The 18611-nt window shown below is 56.3% G+C and carries 19 protein-coding genes; 3 read left to right on the plus strand and 16 right to left on the minus strand.

What is annotated here, in order from left to right:
- Positions 1 to 40 precede the first annotated feature (40 nt).
- Together ACO0LO_RS01485 and ACO0LO_RS01490 are read left to right on the plus strand one after the other, a co-directional pair.
- Positions 41 to 703 (plus strand): response regulator transcription factor, encoded by a 663-nt coding sequence (locus tag ACO0LO_RS01485; RefSeq protein WP_422962415.1) that lies wholly within the window; start codon positions 41 to 43, stop codon positions 701 to 703.
- Positions 700 to 2016 (plus strand): ATP-binding protein, encoded by a 1317-nt coding sequence (locus tag ACO0LO_RS01490; RefSeq protein ID WP_422962416.1) that lies wholly within the window; start codon positions 700 to 702, stop codon positions 2014 to 2016. Before ACO0LO_RS01485 ends, ACO0LO_RS01490 begins: the two co-directional genes overlap by 4 nt.
- A 266-nt stretch (positions 2017 to 2282) precedes the next feature.
- Here the strand turns inward: ACO0LO_RS01490 and ACO0LO_RS01495 are convergent, their stop codons facing one another.
- Complete coding sequence (locus tag ACO0LO_RS01495) at positions 2283 to 2714, minus strand: NfeD family protein (RefSeq protein ID WP_422962417.1); 432 nt, start codon at positions 2712 to 2714, stop codon at positions 2283 to 2285.
- 301 nt (positions 2715 to 3015) lie between these two features.
- Positions 3016 to 5445, minus strand: a complete 2430-nt coding sequence (gene ppsA, locus ACO0LO_RS01500) for a phosphoenolpyruvate synthase (protein WP_422962418.1) — start codon at positions 5443 to 5445, stop codon at positions 3016 to 3018.
- Positions 5446 to 5776: 331 nt separating this feature from the next.
- Between ppsA and ppsR the strand changes: the two genes are divergently transcribed.
- Positions 5777 to 6625, plus strand: a complete 849-nt coding sequence (gene ppsR / locus ACO0LO_RS01505; protein ID WP_422962419.1) for a posphoenolpyruvate synthetase regulatory kinase/phosphorylase PpsR — start codon at positions 5777 to 5779, stop codon at positions 6623 to 6625.
- 34 nt (positions 6626 to 6659) lie between these two features.
- Here ppsR and ACO0LO_RS01510 read toward each other — a convergent pair whose 3' ends face one another.
- From ACO0LO_RS01510 to plsX, 14 genes are all read right to left on the minus strand, one after another.
- Entirely contained in the window at positions 6660 to 7442 is a 783-nt protein-coding gene (locus ACO0LO_RS01510) for a TrmH family RNA methyltransferase (RefSeq protein ID WP_422962420.1), read from the minus strand.
- Complete coding sequence (rnhB, locus tag ACO0LO_RS01515; RefSeq protein ID WP_422962421.1) at positions 7439 to 8056, minus strand: ribonuclease HII; 618 nt, start codon at positions 8054 to 8056, stop codon at positions 7439 to 7441. The genes ACO0LO_RS01510 and rnhB overlap by 4 nt, the downstream gene beginning before the upstream one ends.
- On the minus strand, positions 8053 to 8301 hold the full coding sequence (locus ACO0LO_RS01520) for a glutaredoxin family protein (RefSeq protein ID WP_422962422.1): 249 nt from the start codon (positions 8299 to 8301) through the stop codon (positions 8053 to 8055). Before ACO0LO_RS01520 ends, rnhB begins: the two co-directional genes overlap by 4 nt.
- 153 nt (positions 8302 to 8454) lie before the next feature.
- Positions 8455 to 9984, minus strand: a complete 1530-nt coding sequence (locus tag ACO0LO_RS01525) for a DegQ family serine endoprotease (protein WP_422962423.1) — start codon at positions 9982 to 9984, stop codon at positions 8455 to 8457.
- A 7-nt stretch (positions 9985 to 9991) separates the two neighbouring features.
- On the minus strand, positions 9992 to 11005 hold the full coding sequence (locus ACO0LO_RS01530; RefSeq protein ID WP_422962424.1) for a MucB/RseB C-terminal domain-containing protein: 1014 nt from the start codon (positions 11003 to 11005) through the stop codon (positions 9992 to 9994).
- Between the two features lie 6 nt (positions 11006 to 11011).
- Positions 11012 to 11686, minus strand: a complete 675-nt coding sequence (locus ACO0LO_RS01535) for a sigma-E factor negative regulatory protein (RefSeq protein ID WP_422962425.1) — start codon at positions 11684 to 11686, stop codon at positions 11012 to 11014.
- 93 nt (positions 11687 to 11779) lie between these two features.
- Positions 11780 to 12382, minus strand: a complete 603-nt coding sequence (gene rpoE, locus ACO0LO_RS01540; RefSeq protein ID WP_422962426.1) for an RNA polymerase sigma factor RpoE — start codon at positions 12380 to 12382, stop codon at positions 11780 to 11782.
- A 98-nt stretch (positions 12383 to 12480) separates the two neighbouring features.
- Entirely contained in the window at positions 12481 to 12969 is a 489-nt protein-coding gene (locus tag ACO0LO_RS01545) for a hypothetical protein (protein WP_422962427.1), read from the minus strand.
- Between the two features lie 83 nt (positions 12970 to 13052).
- Positions 13053 to 14294, minus strand: coding sequence for a beta-ketoacyl-ACP synthase II (gene fabF / locus ACO0LO_RS01550; RefSeq protein ID WP_422962428.1), 1242 nt, complete (start codon positions 14292 to 14294; stop codon positions 13053 to 13055).
- Between the two features lie 33 nt (positions 14295 to 14327).
- A complete protein-coding gene (gene acpP, locus ACO0LO_RS01555) occupies positions 14328 to 14567 on the minus strand; it encodes an acyl carrier protein (protein WP_009664389.1) in 240 nt (79 codons plus the stop codon).
- Between the two features lie 133 nt (positions 14568 to 14700).
- On the minus strand, positions 14701 to 15453 hold the full coding sequence (gene fabG / locus ACO0LO_RS01560) for a 3-oxoacyl-ACP reductase FabG (protein ID WP_422962429.1): 753 nt from the start codon (positions 15451 to 15453) through the stop codon (positions 14701 to 14703).
- Positions 15450 to 16391, minus strand: coding sequence for an ACP S-malonyltransferase (fabD, locus tag ACO0LO_RS01565; RefSeq protein ID WP_422962430.1), 942 nt, complete (start codon positions 16389 to 16391; stop codon positions 15450 to 15452). Before fabD ends, fabG begins: the two co-directional genes overlap by 4 nt.
- A gap of 79 nt (positions 16392 to 16470) precedes the next feature.
- The gene (locus tag ACO0LO_RS01570) at positions 16471 to 17457 is read right to left on the minus strand and encodes a beta-ketoacyl-ACP synthase III (protein ID WP_422962431.1); all 987 of its coding nucleotides are present in this window, start codon (positions 17455 to 17457) and stop codon (positions 16471 to 16473) included.
- A complete protein-coding gene (plsX, locus tag ACO0LO_RS01575; protein WP_422962432.1) occupies positions 17454 to 18545 on the minus strand; it encodes a phosphate acyltransferase PlsX in 1092 nt (363 codons plus the stop codon). The genes ACO0LO_RS01570 and plsX overlap by 4 nt, the downstream gene beginning before the upstream one ends.
- Positions 18546 to 18611 lie beyond the last annotated feature (66 nt).

Genomic DNA, 18611 nt, shown 5'->3' on the forward strand with positions numbered 1-18611 from the left:
ATACAATAGCGGCTGTGATTGAACTGCCGGGGAGACCGTCATGCGTGTGCTGGTGATAGAAGATGACCGGATGATAGGTGAAAGTGTCGAAGAAGGCCTCAAGGCCGAAAATTACGCCGTGGACCGCGTCAGGGACGGCGAAGCCGCCTCCATGGCACTCATCAACGACGTCTATGACGTCGTCCTGCTCGACCTGGGCCTGCCGAAAAAAAGCGGGATTGAAGTGCTCAAGGATTACCGCAAGCTCGGCGGTGTTGCGCCGGTGCTGATACTGACCGCGCGCGACACTTCCGCGGAACGGATACTGGGCCTGGATGTAGGTGCGGATGACTACCTGATCAAACCCTTCAACCTGGATGAACTGTTTGCCCGCATGCGCGCGATCTTGCGGCGCACGGCCGGCCGGCCGCAGCCCGCAATTACTTGCCGCGGACTTGTCATCAACCCCGCCAGCCATGCCGCCACAATGAACGGCGAAGCGCTGCAATTGTCCGCACGTGAATTTGCACTGCTGCAGGCACTGGTCGATCCGCCAGGGCAAGTGATCTCCAAAGCCCAGCTGGAGGAAAAACTCTATGGCTGGAAAGAAGAAGTGGAAAGCAACACAGTCGAAGTCTATATCCACCATTTGCGTAAAAAACTGGGTGTGGACTTTATCAAGAATGTGCGTGGCGTCGGCTATATCGTACTGGACCAGCCGTGAGAACTATCCGCAAACAGTTGCTGCTGACCCTGCTCGCCGGCACGTTTTTCTGCACGGTACTGGCGGGCGGCGCCCTATTCTTCAAGATTAATGAAGAAGCCAACGAACTGTTTGATGCGCAGCTAAAGCAGGTCGCCAACTCACTGCCGATACCTATCGGGGATCAACGAGTGGAAATCGACAAGGACGGCCCGGAGGAACTGGTCGTGTTGCAGGCCTGGGATGAATCGGGCAAGGCAGTTTATATTTCGGATGAAAAGTCCCTCCTTCCCCGCTATCACGGAGAGGGCTTGAAGACTGTGGCAATCGACGCCGAGCGCTGGCGTGTTTTTGTTCGCCACAAGCAGGGCCTGATCATCCAGGTAGCGCAGCCTGACTACGTGCGCCAGGAACTGGCGGCAAAAATCGCACTGCGTTGCCTGCTGCCCTTTCTATTGATGTTGCCGATACTGGCAGCGATTATCTGGGTCGCCGTCGGCCGCGGACTGATACCGCTGAATATCTTCGCCGACGCCGTAAGCAAGCGCTCTCCGTCTGCCCTGCAGCCGCTGTCCACGGAAGGTCTGACGCCAGAAGTAAAACCCTTATGCGATGCGCTGAACGATTTGCTGCGGCAACTGGATACGGCACTGACGACACAAAGAGCATTTATCGCCGATGCCGCGCATGAACTGCGCACCCCTTTGGCCGCGTTCAAACTTCAGCTGCAACTGGTTGAACGCGCCACCGATGAAGCGCAGCGTACGATTGCGATGGAAAAATTGCATGACAGGCTAGACCGCTCCAGCCACCTGGTGCAGCAATTGCTGATACTGGCCCGCCACGAGCCGGGACCGGAGCCCCAGCCGTTCGGGCTGGTTGACGCGCAAGCTGTTGCCAGGCAAATCGTCATCGACTACTACCCGCTGGCCGTCAACCGCAGCATTGAACTGGGACTGGATACGGCGGAGCATTTTCCCGAAGTCCACGGCAATGCCGACGACCTGCGCATCCTGCTCGGCAATCTGGTGGATAATGCCTTGCGCTATACGCCTGCCGGAGGGAACGTTGATATCAGCGCGAGGGTCGTTGACGGACATCCGCTGATCAGCGTCGCGGACAACGGCCCCGGCATACCCGTCAGCGAGCATGAGCGGGTATTCGACCGCTTTTACCGGGGCGAGCAGACCGACAGCTGGGGCAGCGGCCTCGGCCTTTCCATTTCGAAAAATATCGCGGACATGCACGGGGCGGCGCTGAAACTCGGCGCCACGGCACAAGGCACAGGTTTGACGATCAGCCTCATTTTTCCTGCGGCGAGAGCTTCAGGATAAACTCAGTCAGCTTAGTTGGCGCAGTTGACGCAAGTTCCTGCAACGGTGATAGGTATTTGCGAAAATTGCAGGCCGCCTGCGCCGGAAAGGCGCCGCAGCTTGTCTTACCGCACAGGGGGTGTCCGTATCACTCCCTGCTCGCCTCGTGCATTCCGGCTAGGGCTGCGTACAAACTTCTAACACGCTTTTAAAAGCAAAGGGCAAGTCCCTTGCTTTTATTCGCTGCACAATCCGGCCCGCCATTCCCGGTTCTGCCGATGCAAGCCCTAGCCCCTCACCATCAGGCGACTGCCCTGAATTTCCACTATCGTAAATACGCCTGCGCCTGCCATCGGCGCATTCAGCTCTACGTCCCACAAGGCGCCGCGATACATCGCGCGGGCAGTGAATTTGCCGTTGCCATTGTCCTGCCACTCCTTGACGGCAATGCTCTGCCCTATATCCATGTTGACGTTCGGGTCCTGGCTGGCGTCTGCATTTTTCTTCCAGCCGTATTTGCTGCGGTGTAGCGCCAGCGTCGCTGCCACGCCGACTATCGCGGCGACGATGTACGGCATTTCCGGGCCGCTGCCCAGCAGTGCCGCGAGGCCACCGGCTACCAGGCCGATGGAAATCATCAACAGATAAAACGTGCCGGTGAACAGTTCCAGAATCAGCACCACTCCGGCTGCCACCATCCAACTGATCCACGTAATCATTGTCGTCCTCTCATATTAAGCATTTACTTCCTTTTCCATAAACGCGCTTCTCCGTGCATGATACGCCAGCCTGCGCTTTTACCATCCTAAACAAAAAGCCCTCATCACCAGGTAGTGAGGAGGGCTTCAGATAAAAAGAATTGGGTATTGATATTTTTCTTGTCTTGTTTTGATGATTTGAGTCTAGACCATTTTTGCAGAAATACAACCCGCGCCACAGGCTATGCTGTCATTGTTGTATTGCTCCAACAAAAAAACGCGGGCATACAGCCCGCGTTTTTATCTGCCGACAGGCCGGTAATCAGGATTTACCGACTGCTGCGAGCTTTTGCCAGGTATCGATCACGGAATCAGGATTCAGTGAAATTGACTCTATCCCTTCCTTCATCAGCCACTCGGCAAAATCAGGATGATCGGACGGACCCTGGCCGCAAATGCCGACGTACTTGCCCAGCTTCAGGCAAGAGGCGATCGCCTTCGACAATAAGGCGCGCACCGCAGGATCACGCTCGTCGAAATCGGCCGCCAGCAATTCCATACCGGAATCGCGGTCCAGGCCCAGCGTCAACTGGGTCAGGTCGTTGGAGCCGATGGAGAAGCCGTCGAAAAATTCGAGGAACTCGTCCGCCAGAATGGCGTTGGAAGGCACTTCGCACATCATGATCAGGCGCAGGCCGTTTTCGCCGCGTTTCAGGCCATTCTTGCCCAGCAGGTTGACGACTTTCTCAGCCTGGCCGAGCGTACGCACGAAAGGAACCATGATCTCCACGTTGGTCAGGCCCATGTCGTTACGGACACGTTTCATCGCCTGGCATTCCATCTCGAAGGATTCAGCAAAATCCTTGGCCAGGTAACGTGCAGCGCCACGGAAGCCGAGCATAGGATTTTCTTCATCCGGCTCGTAGCGGGAACCGCCGATCAGTTTTTTGTACTCATTGGACTTGAAGTCCGACAGGCGCACGATGACAGGCTTGGGCCAGAATGCGGCGGCGATCGTGGCAATACCTTCTGCCAGTTTATCTACGTAGAATGCCTTCGGCGATGCATGGCCGCGCGCGACCGATTCCACCGCTTTTTTCAGGTCGGCATCGATATTCGGATATTCGAGAATAGCCTTTGGATGCACGCCAATGTTGTTGTTAATGATGAATTCCAAACGCGCCAGGCCGACGCCGGCATTCGGCACGGACTGGAAGTCAAATGCAAGTTGCGGATTGCCGACGTTCAGCATGATCTTCAGCGGCAGCTTCGGCAATTCGCCGCGTGCTACTTCTGTGATCTCGGTTTCCAGCAGGCCGTCGTAGATCTTGCCTTCGTCGCCCTCTGCGCAGGAAACGGTTACCAGCGTGCCGTCTTTCAGCACATCGGTGGCATCGCCACAGCCGACAACTGCCGGTACGCCGAGTTCACGCGCAATAATCGCCGCGTGGCAGGTACGGCCGCCACGGTTGGTGACGATCGCGGAAGCACGCTTCATTACCGGCTCCCAGTTGGGGTCCGTCATGTCGGCGACCAGCACGTCGCCCGGCTGCACTTTTTCCATTTCAGAAGGGTCGTTGATCACGCGCACGCGGCCGGCGCCGATTTTCTGGCCGATGGCGCGGCCTGAGACCAGCACGCTGCTTGTACCCTTGAGCTTGAAACGTTGCTGCGCATCAGTGGCTTTTTGCTGCGATTTCACAGTTTCCGGACGTGCCTGCAGGATATACAGTTTGCCGTCGCGGCCGTCTTTACCCCATTCGATGTCCATAGGACGGCCGTAATGGTTTTCGATGATCACCGCGTATTTGGCCAGTTCAACGATTTCAGTATCGTTGAGTGAATAGCGGTTGCGCAATTCCACTGGAACATCTACGGTCTTGACCGAACGACCGGCCTTGGCTTCTCCGGTGAACTCCATCTTGATCAGCTTGGAGCCGATATTGCGGCGGATCACCGGCAGCTTGCCCTGCTCCAGCATTGGTTTGTGCACGTAGAACTCATCCGGATTGACGGCGCCCTGCACCACGGTCTCACCAAGGCCATAGCTGGAAGTGATGAAGACCACGTCCTTGAAGCCGGATTCAGTATCGATGGTAAACATCACGCCGGCAGCGCCAAGGTCGGAACGCACCATGCGCTGCACGCCTGCGGACAAAGCCACTTCCGCGTGAGTAAATCCTTTGTGCACACGATAGGAGATAGCGCGGTCGTTATACAGTGACGCGAAGACGTGCTTCATCGCTTCAAGCACGTTTTCGATGCCGACCACGTTCAAGAAAGTTTCTTGCTGGCCAGCAAAAGAAGCGTCCGGCAAGTCTTCCGCTGTAGCAGAGGAACGTACGGCGAAGGACACTTCACCGACGGAGTCGGCAACCAGCTTATTGTAGAACTCTTCGATTTCCTGCTGCAGGCGCGGCTGGAATGGCGTATCGATGATCCATTGACGGATTTCAGCGCCGGCCTTCGCCAATTCCTTGACGTCTTCAATATCCAGGGTTTCCAGGCGGGTGGCGATACGTGATGCGAGTGTAGCGCCGCCGTTTTCACCGTGCGACAGGAAGTCGCGGAATGCCTGGGCGGTGGTGGCAAAGCCGCCGGGTACACGCACGCCGGCAGTAGCAAGCTGGCTGATCATCTCGCCTAAAGATGCATTTTTGCCGCCGACGGATTCAACATCCGTCATCCTCAAGTGCTCGAAGGAAGCAACGTACTTGCCGTCAGCCGCTCCTGTAGTTACTGCGTTGGACATAACAACCTCTTTTGATGGTAAGAAATCTTCGCGCTGCATTGTCCATTGCTTTTTTTATTATTCTGGGGCAATAGAACAAATATCTACAATTGGCTGCCATTTTACATGGTGTGCTGCAAAATTGACTGCGGGCACCTCAGATTTTGCGTCTTTTTTGTTTCAAACTTTATAAGCGAATTGACGGACTTATTTCCATGCCTGAAAGCTTTTGCGAATCAGGATAAATCAAATGTCTATCAGGCAACGGGCCATTGCGGTAACATCGGGAGATATACTGCTTTAGCGCAGCATCGGCACAGCATTACCGTATCATTTTCTTATACTTAAAAATATGACCGCCACTTCCAATACGCCCCCGCCTTCCGTCAACCGTACCGTGTTTTTTGTGTCTGACGGCACCGGCATCACCGCCGAAACCTTCGGCCACTCGGTGCTGACGCAGTTCGACATGAAATTCAAGCAAGTGCGCCTGCCGTTCATCGATACGCTTGAAAAGGCCCACGACGCGGTGCGCCGTATCAACGAGGCCGTGACGCCGGACGGCAAGCGCCCTATCGTTTTTTCCACGCTGGTGAAAACGGACCTGGCCGATGTGGTCTTCAAATCCAGAGGCATGCACATGGATCTGATACAGACCTTTGTGGCGCCGCTGGAGCAGGAACTCGGCCTGAAATCAACGCACACGATAGGCCGCAGCCACAATATCGCCGATTCCGAAGAATATAAAAACCGCATAGAAGCGATTAACTTCTCGCTGGCGCACGATGACGGCCAATCCAACAAGAATCTGTCCACTGCCGACGTGATCCTGGTCGGCGTATCTCGTTCAGGCAAAACACCGACCAGCCTGTACCTGGCGATGCAGTACGGCATCAAGGCCGCCAACTATCCGCTGATACCGGACGATTTCGAGCGCGGCAAATTGCCGTCCGCGCTGCCTGAATTCAAAGGGAAGATTTTTGGCCTGAGCATTGCGCCCGAGCGCCTGTCCGAGATTCGCAACGAGCGCCGCCCTGGCAGCAAATATGCGTCGCTGGAAAATTGCCGTTACGAGATCAACGAGGCAGAGGCGATGATGAAGCGGGAAGGCATACGCTGGTTATCCTCCACGGCAAAGTCGATTGAAGAGATTTCGACAACGATACTGCAGGAAATCAAATCGGATATCCGCGTCTATTAGAAACAAAGGCACATGCCGACTGATAAGGCAGGCCTTACAGGCCTTGCCTGACTTGCTCAAAGAAGCATATCGCAGCGCTGGCAGCGACATTCAGGGATTCGATCTCTCCACGCTGCGGTATCGTTACATTGTGGGTCGCCAACTGCATTAGCTCATCGGCAACGCCCTGCCCTTCATGCCCGAACAGCCAGGCTACCGGCTGGTTCAGGTTGACGTCGTAGATCGTCTGGCTGGCATGCGAACTGGTCGCCAGGATGGGAATGCTGGCGGTTTTCAGCAAGCTTTCCAGATTGACGTTTTCATAGATATTCAGCAGGAAGTGCGCGCCCATGCCGGAGCGCATGACTTTCGGCGACCATGAAAATACCGTGCCCATGCTGCAAAACACATTCTTGATGCCTGCAGCGGCAGCGCTGCGCAATATCGAGCCCAGGTTGCCGGGGTCTTGCAAATTATCCAGCAGCACGGAAGACTGGTCCAGCACCGCAGGCAATTCGAGAATGGGCGTGGCAATGATGAACATCAGTCCCACACCATGTTCAACCTGGCTCAACGCGCTGTACAGCGCATCCGGCAGGCAGATCGTCTGCGTGCCGCCGGCGGCGCAACGCGCCAGCAGCGGATCCACCTCATGATGCGCAAGGCTGCTTTCCGATACAACGCAGGTTTGCGGCACGCCGCCATGCTGCAGATAGGCTTCGCACAGGTGCACGCCATCCAGCAAGGTGCGGCTGGCCTTGCGGCGCGCCTGCGAGCTGGAGGCAAGGTGTTTCAGCTCCTTGTATAGAGGATTATCGCGCGAGGTAATCGATTTCATGATTCCAGCAGAGCCCTCACGGGCGCATAGGATTTGCGGTGGATAGGAGAGATGCCGTGTTCGCGCAAGCGCTCCAGGTGCAGCGCCGTCGGGTAGCCTTTGTGCTGGTCGAGCGCATATTGCGGATAGATTTCATGCAGTTTCTTCAGCGCCAGGTCGCGCGCAGTCTTGGCCAGGATCGAGGCTGCAGAGATGGCGGCAACCTTGTCGTCGCCCTGCACGATGGCTTCCGAGCGTATCGTCATCACCGGACAGCGGTTACCGTCTATCAGCGCCAGCGTGGGAATGACCTTCAAGGCCTCCACCGCGCGCCGCATGGCCAGCATGCTGGCGTGCAGGATATTAAGTTCATCAATTTCCTGTTCCGAACATTCGGCAACCGCCCAGGCCAGGGCATATTGTTTGATCTCGATGGCCAGCAAATCCCGCTTTTGTTCCGTCAGTTTTTTGGAGTCTCGCAGGCCGGGGATGGGCCGCATCGGGTCCAGGATTACTGCGGCCGCCATGACCGGGCCGGCCAAAGGGCCGCGCCCTGCTTCATCCACTCCGCAGATGATCTCGCCTTCGTAATCGAACATGTCGAATAAAGGCAAAGTCGGGCTGGCTTTGCTCATGACAGGAATTCCTTCAGTTTGGCGTGATCCAGGAAATAATGGCAGATCTGCTGTTCGGTGCCACCTTCTTTTTTACCGATCAGCACCGGCACCAGTTCATCATACAACGCCACCAGTTCATCGTCGGCGTCCACGTCGACAAGCTTCACGGTAAACACATGGTCCGCTGTGTATGATTGCAGGGCTTCCAGCATATCGTCGCACAGGTGGCAATAGCTACGGGAATAGAGGGTGAATTCGGTCATGGTGCAGGGCAGATTGCCGGCCACAGGGAAAGAAGCCGCTTAAGGGCAGCATTATAAGTCCTGCCGGGCAGCCTCTGTCAAAAAAGGAATATAAAAAAAGCTGCCCGCATGATGCGGGCAGCTTTCAGTCGCCACGGCAAGCCAGGCGCTACATTATTGCGCGTTGGGGCGGATAGGCACGAATTGAGAGATGCCGTCGCGGCGCACCAGCAATACCACGGCCTTCTTGGGGTCTGCCTTGGCCAGCATCGCAGCAAACTGCTTGGCGTCTTTGACTTCCAGGTTATTCATGGTCAGAATAACATCGCCTGGCTGCAGGCCCGCACGGTCTGCAGCACCTTCCACCGTTTCGATGGCAATGCCGCTGGTGACGTGCAGTTCTTTTTTCTGCGCATCGGTCAGGTCGCTGACGGTAATGCCGATGGCATTGGCCTGCGGTTCCTTCTTGCTTTTCTTGTCGGCTTTTTGCGGCGTCTTTTCTTTATCGGCCACGACTTCGGCAACGGTCACGCTCACCTCGCGCGTCGCGCCGTTTCTCCAGATGGATACCGTCGCTTTGGTGCCGGGCTTGGTGCCGCCAACTATCCTGGACAGATCGATGGACTTGTCGATGGCGACGCCGTTGAATTTGAGGATCACGTCGCCGCCCTGCAGGCCAGCCTTCTCCGCCGGCGCCCCCGGCTCCACCGCGGCAATGAACGCGCCTTGCGGCGTCTTCAGGCCGATGGATTCAGCGATTTCCTTGGAAACCGACTGGATCTGCACGCCGATACGGCCGCGCGTGACTTTGCCCGAGGTTTTCAACTGCTCTGCAACACGCATCGCCTCATTGATGGGAATCGCAAAAGAGATGCCCATGTAGCCGCCGGACTGGCTGTATATCTGGGAGTTGATGCCGACCACTTCGCCGCGCATATTGATCAGCGGGCCGCCGGAGTTACCGGGATTGACGGCAACATCGGTCTGTATCAGCGGGGTCTCGTCACCGGTATCGCGTGCCTTGGCGGAAATGATGCCGGCGGTCACCGTGTTTTCCAGGTCAAACGGCGAGCCTATCGCTATCACCCATTCGCCGGCGCGGATCTTGTCCGAATCGCCGATGACGACGTGCGGCAGCTTGCTGCCTTCAATCTTCAGCACGGCAATATCGGAACCGCGGCCGTCGTCCCTGACCTTGTCAACGCCGATGACCTTGGCCTTGAACTCGCGCTTGTCAGTCAGGCGGACGAGTACTTCGTCGGCGTGATCCACGACGTGCGCATTGGTCAGGATATAGCCGTCTGCGGAAATGATGAGGCCGGAACCTACGCCGCGCGGCACTTCCTGCTCTTCCTGCTGAGGCTGCGGTGTTTTCTTGCGCCCCTTGGGAGTAGAAGGACTTGGCTGATCTTGTTGCTTGGGCACGGGTATGCCGAAGAAGCGGCGGAAAAATTCCTGCATCTGCTCATCTTTATCACCCGACTGAATCTGCGAGATTTTTTCGCTCGTGCGGATGTTGACAACTGCAGGGCCGGCCTTATCCACCAGGTCTGTAAAATCAGGCAGGCCGGCCACTGCCGACGTCGCAGCAGCTTGCGCCTGGGGTACGGCACCGGCAATGCCAGGCGCAATAAAACCCGCACAGGCGCTCATCAGCAGCGTACAGACCAGCTTTTCGACAGGAAAAAATTTGGATGTTTTCATGGCGTTATTACTTTGATTTATATTCAATCGAGTTCATGACTTGTTTAATGGCCGTAAATGGCACCTCACCGACAACCGTCAGCCAATAATCACCCTGCCGTTTCACCATGATGGTCATCGCGCCCTGCTGCAGGCTTCCTTCGGTCCGGCCTTGCGAGCCGGGTTCGATAAAGACGGAAATTGCCGCAAGACCATCTGAAAAAATCATCTGTATGACCTGATGCGCTTTCGTTTCAGCACTATTGGCTGCGGTTGCCGGCGACATGGGGATCAAACGCTTCATTTCACGCGTTTTTTTGAAACCGACTGGTAAGGATTTTACTACCCATCCTGAATTGACATTGGACTGCACTGTCAGATTCTCGGTTTGCCATTGGCTCGTGTTCGGAAAACTCGATTTGACGAGATTTTTGTCTATGTCGCCAATGGCAATCTGGGTAAATGCAATTTGCTCGATGATCTCGTTCTTGTTGTTGACGGTCTGTGCGCGAAGTAACAAACCGCTGGCATTGTCCATGCACAGCCGATAGCCATAACGAAAAGCGTCGCGCGGCTCGAAATTGACGATCTGGCAGGGCATGCCGGCGACCCGGCCCATGTCGCTCCTGTGGATCGCATAGGTATCGGGCAGCGATGCGGCATTATTCGCCAGCATCGCGGGGAATACCTCCTGCGTGACGTTTTTTTCCATCTGCACAGTCTTGGTGTCCGGCAGATAGCAGGCAACCTCATCATTATGCCGGATATATTCCCTGGGCTTGCCGTCCAGGATTTCCAGTTTTTCGACTTCCCCGCTGGCGTCGACCAGATGGCTGATGCGCGAGGTCCTGATCTGGCTGGCCTGCTGATAGACGAAAGTGCCGGAGTAATTCAGCTTTTGCGCGGCCGACCGGATTTTTTGCAAGAGATTTTGCACGTCCCGCTTGTCTTCCTGGGCTTCGGCGCCCTGCACATGGTGCACCGCCGATGCCATGCCCAGCACGCATGCGAGGACGGGAAGCTTTAAACGCTGAAGCGACATATCGATTTATTTGTCCGAGTCTGAAGAAGTGGCGCGGGCCGCGTATTGCGTCGTTTGTGCCGCATTGCTGATCGCAGGGGAAAAGCGCTGGTGCGCCAGCAGATAGCTGTCGATACGCGGGTCCCTGAGCATTTCAGGTTCATCGGCCGGCCTGGACTGCGATGGCTGCGCATCTGTCGTGCCTGCATCGGCCACCAGTTGCACGGCATCATTCTGACGGCTATTCTGCACGCCTGAGCGGCCGGCATCGCCCGCGGCCAGCTGCACACCCGCTCCCGTGCCGAACATCGCCGTAACCTGCGGCGCCATCACGAAAGCCACCGCCGCCGCGGCAGCCATGCTTGCAATGGCGACATTCCAGCTGAAGCGCGGCTTGACCAGCGGCGCACCGCTCACGGTTGCTGCAGGCGCCTCGGGATGCTCATGTATAGGCCGCGGCTTTGGTGCCAGGACCACCGGTTCTGCCTCCAGCAGCGCTGAAAATCGTGATGAAAAATCCGCGCTCAGCTCAACTGCCAGGTCGTCGGACCGCAAGACATCGCCGATGCGGTGATACATGTCCCAGACCTTCCGGCCTTCCGCGCCGGACAGGCCGGCAATCAGCGCATCGCACTCCGCATCCGGCAATTCGCCATCCAGCAGCGCCGACACATGCTCTTGTTTATTTAATTCAGTTTTCATCATCTTACCCGCAATCTATATGCAAACATCCCTGCAATACATCCCTTACCTGCCTTGCCCCCGCCATTCAGTCTTGCGCTCCCACAGGGCGGCCTACCATCGCTGATCCAGCGCAGTCCCCAGCATCGGCCGCAATTTTTCAGCAATCGCTTCACGCGCCCTGAAAATCCTGCTCCGGACAGTCCCTATCGGGCACAGCATGACTTCGGCAATTTCATCGTAGCTGAGTCCTTCGATTTCGCGCAGCGTAATCGCATTCCTTAATTCTTCCGGCAAGGCCATCATTGCCGCATTGACCGTCTCGGCGATTTGCTTGCTTGCCAATAGCGATTCCGGTGTATTGATATCTCTTAGTCCGTCGGCATCGATAAAAGTTTCGGCTTCTTCTATATCGGCATCGGTAGAGGTGGGCGCGCGCCGGCCCTGGGTCACCAGATGGTTTTTCGCCGTGTTGACGCCTATCCGGTACAGCCATGTGTAGAACGCCGACTCGCCGCGAAAATTGGCCAGCGCCCGGTATGCCTTGATAAACGACTCCTGCACCACATCCTCCGCCTCGGCCTGATCATGGACGAGCCGAGACACGAGCCGCATTAGTTTCCTTTGGTATTTGGAAACCAGAAGCTCAAATGCCTTTTTATCACCACGCTGGACGCGCTCAACTAATAGCTGATCTATGTCGCGTTCTGTCGTCACTCAATCATATCCTATTGCTATCAAACTCATTTTGGCAACACACGCGATCTATCAGGTAGATTGGCCGGCACTTTCAAAGTTCCCCAAACGCCGATGTTTTAGAGGAAGTCGTCTTTTTGCCGCGCCGCAGAGGGTTCCCGCACGGCTATCCAGCGAAAAGCAACCGCCAAGGCTTTGAAAGTTGCAGGTTGTACACTATCCCATAATATTGGCAGGATGTGTAGCGTGCCGTCGTCTTCCCGCAAATTCAGCAGCAGGCAGCCAGGCCATAAAGTGGTATTTTCACCCAGGCTGACGGCAAAGGAATGCTGTACAGCGACATTCGGAGCAACGCGAAAAGGAAAACCGAAAGGCGGTAGCGCCGGCTTCCTCAGGATAATTTCGCCGGCAGCAGAAATATCCAGCCTGGCTGGAACCCGTGTACGCAGGAAACGCAGCAACGCAAACAGCGAACCAAGCAGACTGGCCAGCCAGACAGGCAATTTCAGCAAAGCGGGAAGATCGTCAGACGCAGCAGCGCAAATACCTGACACACATGCCAGTACGCACATCCCGCAGACAGCCAGCAGCAGGCTGCGCGAGGGCACAATGTTTGCGGAAATCGCAATGGACATGGGAGGAAAAAATAAAACGGCGCCCTGCCGGGAGACAGGGCGCCGGAATCAGATAATCAGACCTTGCCGAAAATCAGGGTGCCGTTCGTTCCGCCGAAGCCGAAAGAATTTTTCATCGCAAATTGAATAGGCATCTGCCTTGCGACGTTGGCGCAGTAATCCAGATCGCACTCCGGATCCTGGTTAAAGATGTTGATGGTTGGCGGCGAAACCTGATCGTGCAGCGCCAGTACGGTAAAGACCGATTCCAGGCCGCCTGCGCCGCCCAGCAAGTGGCCGGTCATCGACTTGGTCGAATTGACGGTCAGCTTGTAGGCATAGTCGCCGAAGGTCGCCTTGATCGCGTCGCTTTCGTTCTTGTCGCCTATCGACGTGGACGTGCCGTGCGCGTTCAGGTAGTTGATCTGGTCGCCGTTGACGCCGGCATTCTTCATCGCATTGATCATGCTGCGGCGTGGGCCATCCATCGTCGGCGACGTGATATGGTACGCATCTCCGCTCATGCCGAAACCCAGCACCTCGGCATAGATCTTTGCGCCGCGGGCCTTGGCATGCTCATACTCTTCCAGCACCATTACGCCGGCGCCTTCGCCAAGAATGAAGCCGTCCCTGTCCTTATCCCATGGGCGGGATGCGGTGGCAGGATCGTCATTGCGTGTCGACAGCGCGCGGGCAGAGGCAAAACCGCCCAAGCCCAGCGGGGAGATCGTCGATTCGGAACCGCCGGCCACCATTACGTCTGCATCCCCGTATTCAATCATGCGGGCTGCAGAACCTATGCAATGCAACCCAGTAGTACAGGCAGTCACAATCGCCAGGTTAGGCCCCTTGAGACCGTACTTGATCGACAGGTGGCCTGAAATCATGTTGATGATAGAGGCGGGCACGAAAAACGGGCTGATGCGGCGCGGACCGCGCTCTACCAGCGTCGCGTGCGTATCTTCAATCAGCGGCAAGCCGCCGATGCCTGAACCCACGATAACGCCGATGCGATCAGCGTTTTCTTCCGTTACCACCAGGCCGCTATCCTGGAATGCCTGTATCCCGGCAGCGACGCCGAAGTGGATAAAGGTATCCATGTTCCGGGCTTCCTTGGCGGGGATGTAATCCTCGATCTTGAAGCCCTTCACTTCACCCGCAAAATGCGTAGTGAAAGGGGTTGCATCAAATTTGGTAATAGTCGCAATACCCGATTTGCCTGCGGTAATAGCACTCCAGCTATCGGCAACATTATTGCCGACCGGGGAAATGCAACCGAGGCCGGTTACTACGACACGACGTTCACGCGTACGGCTCAAACGCTTCTCCTAGAGTCGATAACGAGTGGCTGATTAGGCCTTAACGTGTGCTTTAGCGTAATCGATCGCTTGTTGCACAGTAGTGATTTTCTCGGCTTGTTCGTCAGGGATTTCCATTTCGAATTCGTCTTCGAGAGCCATCACCAGTTCTACTGTATCCAGGGAATCGGCACCCAGATCATCCACAAAAGAGGATTCGATCTTGATGTCTGCTTCGGCGACGCCCAGTTGTTCAGCGACGATTTTCTTAACGCGTTGTTCGATATCGGACATGTGTGTCTCCAGTAGAGGTTACAGAAAGTGCGCGCATTTTAGCAGGTTTGCGCGCGAAAAGGCAATCTTGCATTATCACGCATATCTTCGGTTAATTCCAGCGAATTTACCTACAATAGCGTATAAAATTATTCTATCCCAGGTACATGCCGCCATTGACGTGCAGCGTTGTGCCGGTAATATATCCCGCCTGCGGCGATGCCAGGAACAAAGTGGCGGCGGCGATGTCTTCCGGTTGCCCCAGTCTTGCCAGCGGAATCTGCTGCAGGATCGCGGTCTTCTGGTCTTCCGTCAGCGCCTTGGTCATATCGGTATCAATAAATCCCGGAGCGATGCAGTTCACCGTGATATTACGGCTACCGATTTCCCTGGCCAGCGCGCGGCTCATGCCTGCAACGCCGGCTTTAGCGGCAGCATAATTCATTTGTCCGGCATTCCCGGATGAACCTACCACCGACGTAATATTAATAATGCGGCCGCCCTTGGCCTTCATCATGCCGCGCAGCACCGCGCGCGACAGGCGCCCTACTGCGCTCAAATTGGTGGCGATGACATTATCCCACTCCTCTTCCTTCATCCGCATTGCCAGCTGATCCTGCGTGATGCCGGCATTGTTGACCAGGATAGACAGGCTGCCGTATTCCTTCTGGATTTCTTCCACAAGTGAAGAGCAGCGCGCAACGTCGTTGACGTTGAAGGCAATACCCTTGCCTGCATCCGGCCCGACCCCGGCCAGGTATTCCGAGATGGCCGCCGCGCCGGATTCCGAGGTCGCAGTACCGATGACGCGCGCGCCCGCGCTTGCCAGCGCAACGGCAATCGCCTTACCGATACCGCGGGAGGCGCCAGTCACGAGCGCCACTTGATTTGCTAATTGTTGAGTCATTTCAGAATTTCCATTACTTTTTCAAGAGATGCCTGGTCGAACATGGCTTCGCCGATCAGCTCACCGTTGATACGCTTGACCAGGCCCGCCAGCACCTTGCCCGGACCGCATTCCACCACGTGGGTAATGCCGCCCGCGCCGATCTTCTGCACAGTTTCCACCCAGCGAACCGGGCTGGCTGCCTGGCGCACCAGGGCATCCTTGATCGCCACAGGATCATTGACGATGGCAACATCAACGTTGTTAATCAAGGGGATCAGCGGAGCCGAAAACTGCAGGCTCGCCATATATTCGCGCAACTTGTCCGAAGCGGGCTTCAGTAGCGAAGAGTGAAAAGGCGCAGATACCGGCAAGGTCAGCGCGCGCTTGGCGCCCTTGGCCTTGGCGATTTCGCAGGCGCGTTCAACGGCTGCCTTGCTGCCGGCAATCACGACCTGGGCCGGTGCATTGAAGTTCACCGCCTCGACCACTTCGCCCGGTGTACCGGCAACGGCTTCGACACATGCCGCCTTGACGTCTTCGTCGGACAGCCCCAGGATAGCGGCCATGCCACCCTGCCCTACAGGCACAGCATCCTGCATGGCCTGCGCGCGAAAACGCACCAGCGGCACTGCGTCCTTGAAATCGATCACGCCCGCAGCCACCAGCGCGGAATATTCACCAAGGCTATGGCCTGCAACAATCGCAGGCGTTTTGCCGCCGGCGGCGATCCAGGCGCGGTAGCAGGCTACTGCGGCAGTCAACATTACCGGCTGGGTATTGGTTGTCAGGTCCAACTCTTCTTTCGGCCCCTGCGCAATCAGTGCGCCGAGGTCGAATTTCAGCGCTTCGGATGCTTCGGCAACGGTCTGCTGCACGACTAGGTTATCGGCAAAACCATTCAGCATGCCGATGGCTTGCGAGCCCTGGCCCGGAAATACAAATGCAAATTGAGTCATGTGAATCAAGAATTTAAGTGTTTCGTTGACAAAAACCGGTGAAGCCGAGGCAGCAGCGTATTCGCTCGCCGCCCGCCTCTTACATCCTCACAATCGCGGCGCCCCAGGTAAAGCCGCCGCCCACGCCTTCAACCATCACGGTCTGGCCCGGCTTGATGCGGCCATCCCTGACAGCGACATCCAGCGCCAGCGGTATCGACGCGGCCGAAGTATTGCCATGCTGATCCACCGTGACCACCACTTTTTCCATCGGCAGGCGCAATTTTCTCGCCGTGCTTTGCATGATGCGGATATTGGCCTGGTGGGGCACCAGCCAATCTATCTGAGAAGCGTCCAGGCCGGCGATTTCCATTGCCTCATTGGCGACCTTCTCCAGCACGGATACTGCCAGCTTGAATACCGCCTGGCCATCCATGTACAGGAAAGCGCTGCCGGCAACTACGCCCGCATTCACGCTGCCGGGCACGCACAGGATATGCGCGTGGCTGCCGTCGGCATGCAGCTTGGTCGCCAGCACGCCAGGCTCCTCAGAGCGCGACATCACGATGGCGCCGGCGCCATCGCCGAACAGTACGCAGGTAGTGCGGTCTTCAAAATTCAGGATGCGCGAAAATACCTCGGCGCCGATCACCAGCACGTTCTTGTGGGCGCCCGTCTTGATCATGCTGTCGGCAATCGCCATTGCATACACAAAACCGCTGCACACCGCCTGCACGTCCATTGCCGCCGCGCCATTGGTAATCCCGAGCTTGTTCTGCACTACGCAGGCTGTACTGGGGAAGCCGCCAAAATGATCCGGCGTCGACGTCGCCATGATGATCAGGTCGATGTCATTCGCCTGCAGGCCAGCAGCTTCCAGCGCGCGCTTCGACGCTTCTATGGCCAGATCGCTGGACAGCACATCCGGCTCAGCGTAGTGACGGTAAGAAATGCCGCTGCGGGAAAAAATCCATTCATCGGAAGTTTCTATGCCCTTCGCCGCCAGTTGCTCCGCGAGTTCGTTATTGCTTACTTTTTTAGGTGGCAGATAGCTGCCTGTGCCGATAATTTTGCTATAGAAAGTCATGCGGTTTTCTGTGCTATAGGTTCATTGGTTTGCATCGATACCGGCTCTGCCGGCTGCGCTGCTTCTGCAGGCATCAGCTCCGCCATCGATGTCGAGATACGGGACAATACGTCATTCTTGACTGCGTCGAACGCGCGCTGTATTGCCCACTCGTAGCTGTATTTATCTGCGCCGCCATGGCTCTTGAATACCAGGCCGCGCAAGCCCAGCAAACTGCCGCCATTGTAGTTGGAAGGATTCATCTTACGCGAAATCGCCTTCAGCGCACCTTGGGCAATTATAGCGCCCAAAAAGTTGAGAGGATTGCTTTTGAATTCCGCCGTCAGCGTGGACTTGAAGAAACGCCCCAGCCCCTCCGCCGCCTTCAGCGTCACATTGCCAACAAAACCGTCGCAGACGACGATGTCGGTCGTTCCCTTGAAGATATCATTGCCTTCGACGTTGCCGTAAAAATTCAGCAAGCCTTTTTCATGGTCGGCACGCAATAGCTGCGCGGTCTTCTTGACGACATCATTACCCTTGATATCCTCTTCGCCGACGTTTAACAGGCCGATGCTGGGCTTGGCCTTGCCCTCTATGGCAGAAACCAGCGCGGAACCCATGATTGCAAACTGGTGCAGGTGCAGCGGCTCGCAATCGACATTGGCGCCGAGGTCCAGCATATAGGTGGGGAGATTTTTCTGATTCGGCAGCATGCTGCAGATGGCCGGGCGATCTACGCCCTGCATCGTTTTCAGCACATAGCGGGAAACCGCCATCAGCGCACCAGTGTTGCCGGCGGACACGCACACCTGCGCATTCCCCTCTTTTACCTGGTTGATGGCAACCCGCATCGACGAGTCTTTTTTCTTGCGCAAGGCAATTTCCACCGGGTCATCCATGGTGATGACTTCGGTTGCATTCACGACGGTCATGCGGGGATGATTGCCGGCGCGATTTTTTTTCAGCTCCGCATGAATGTCGGACTCCAGTCCGACCAGGATAAATTCCGAATCCGGTTCACGTTTGGCAAAAGAAACTGCTGCGGCTACCGTAACCGCCGGGCCATGATCCCCGCCCATGCAGTCAATGGAAATTTTTATTGTCATTTAATAATTCAACACTTCATCCCGGAACGCGCATCTTATCAAGACTCAAGAACTTCAATCACATAA

It is taken from the genome of Undibacterium sp. TJN25, assembly GCF_049339885.1.
Classification (GTDB): domain Bacteria; phylum Pseudomonadota; class Gammaproteobacteria; order Burkholderiales; family Burkholderiaceae_D; genus Undibacterium.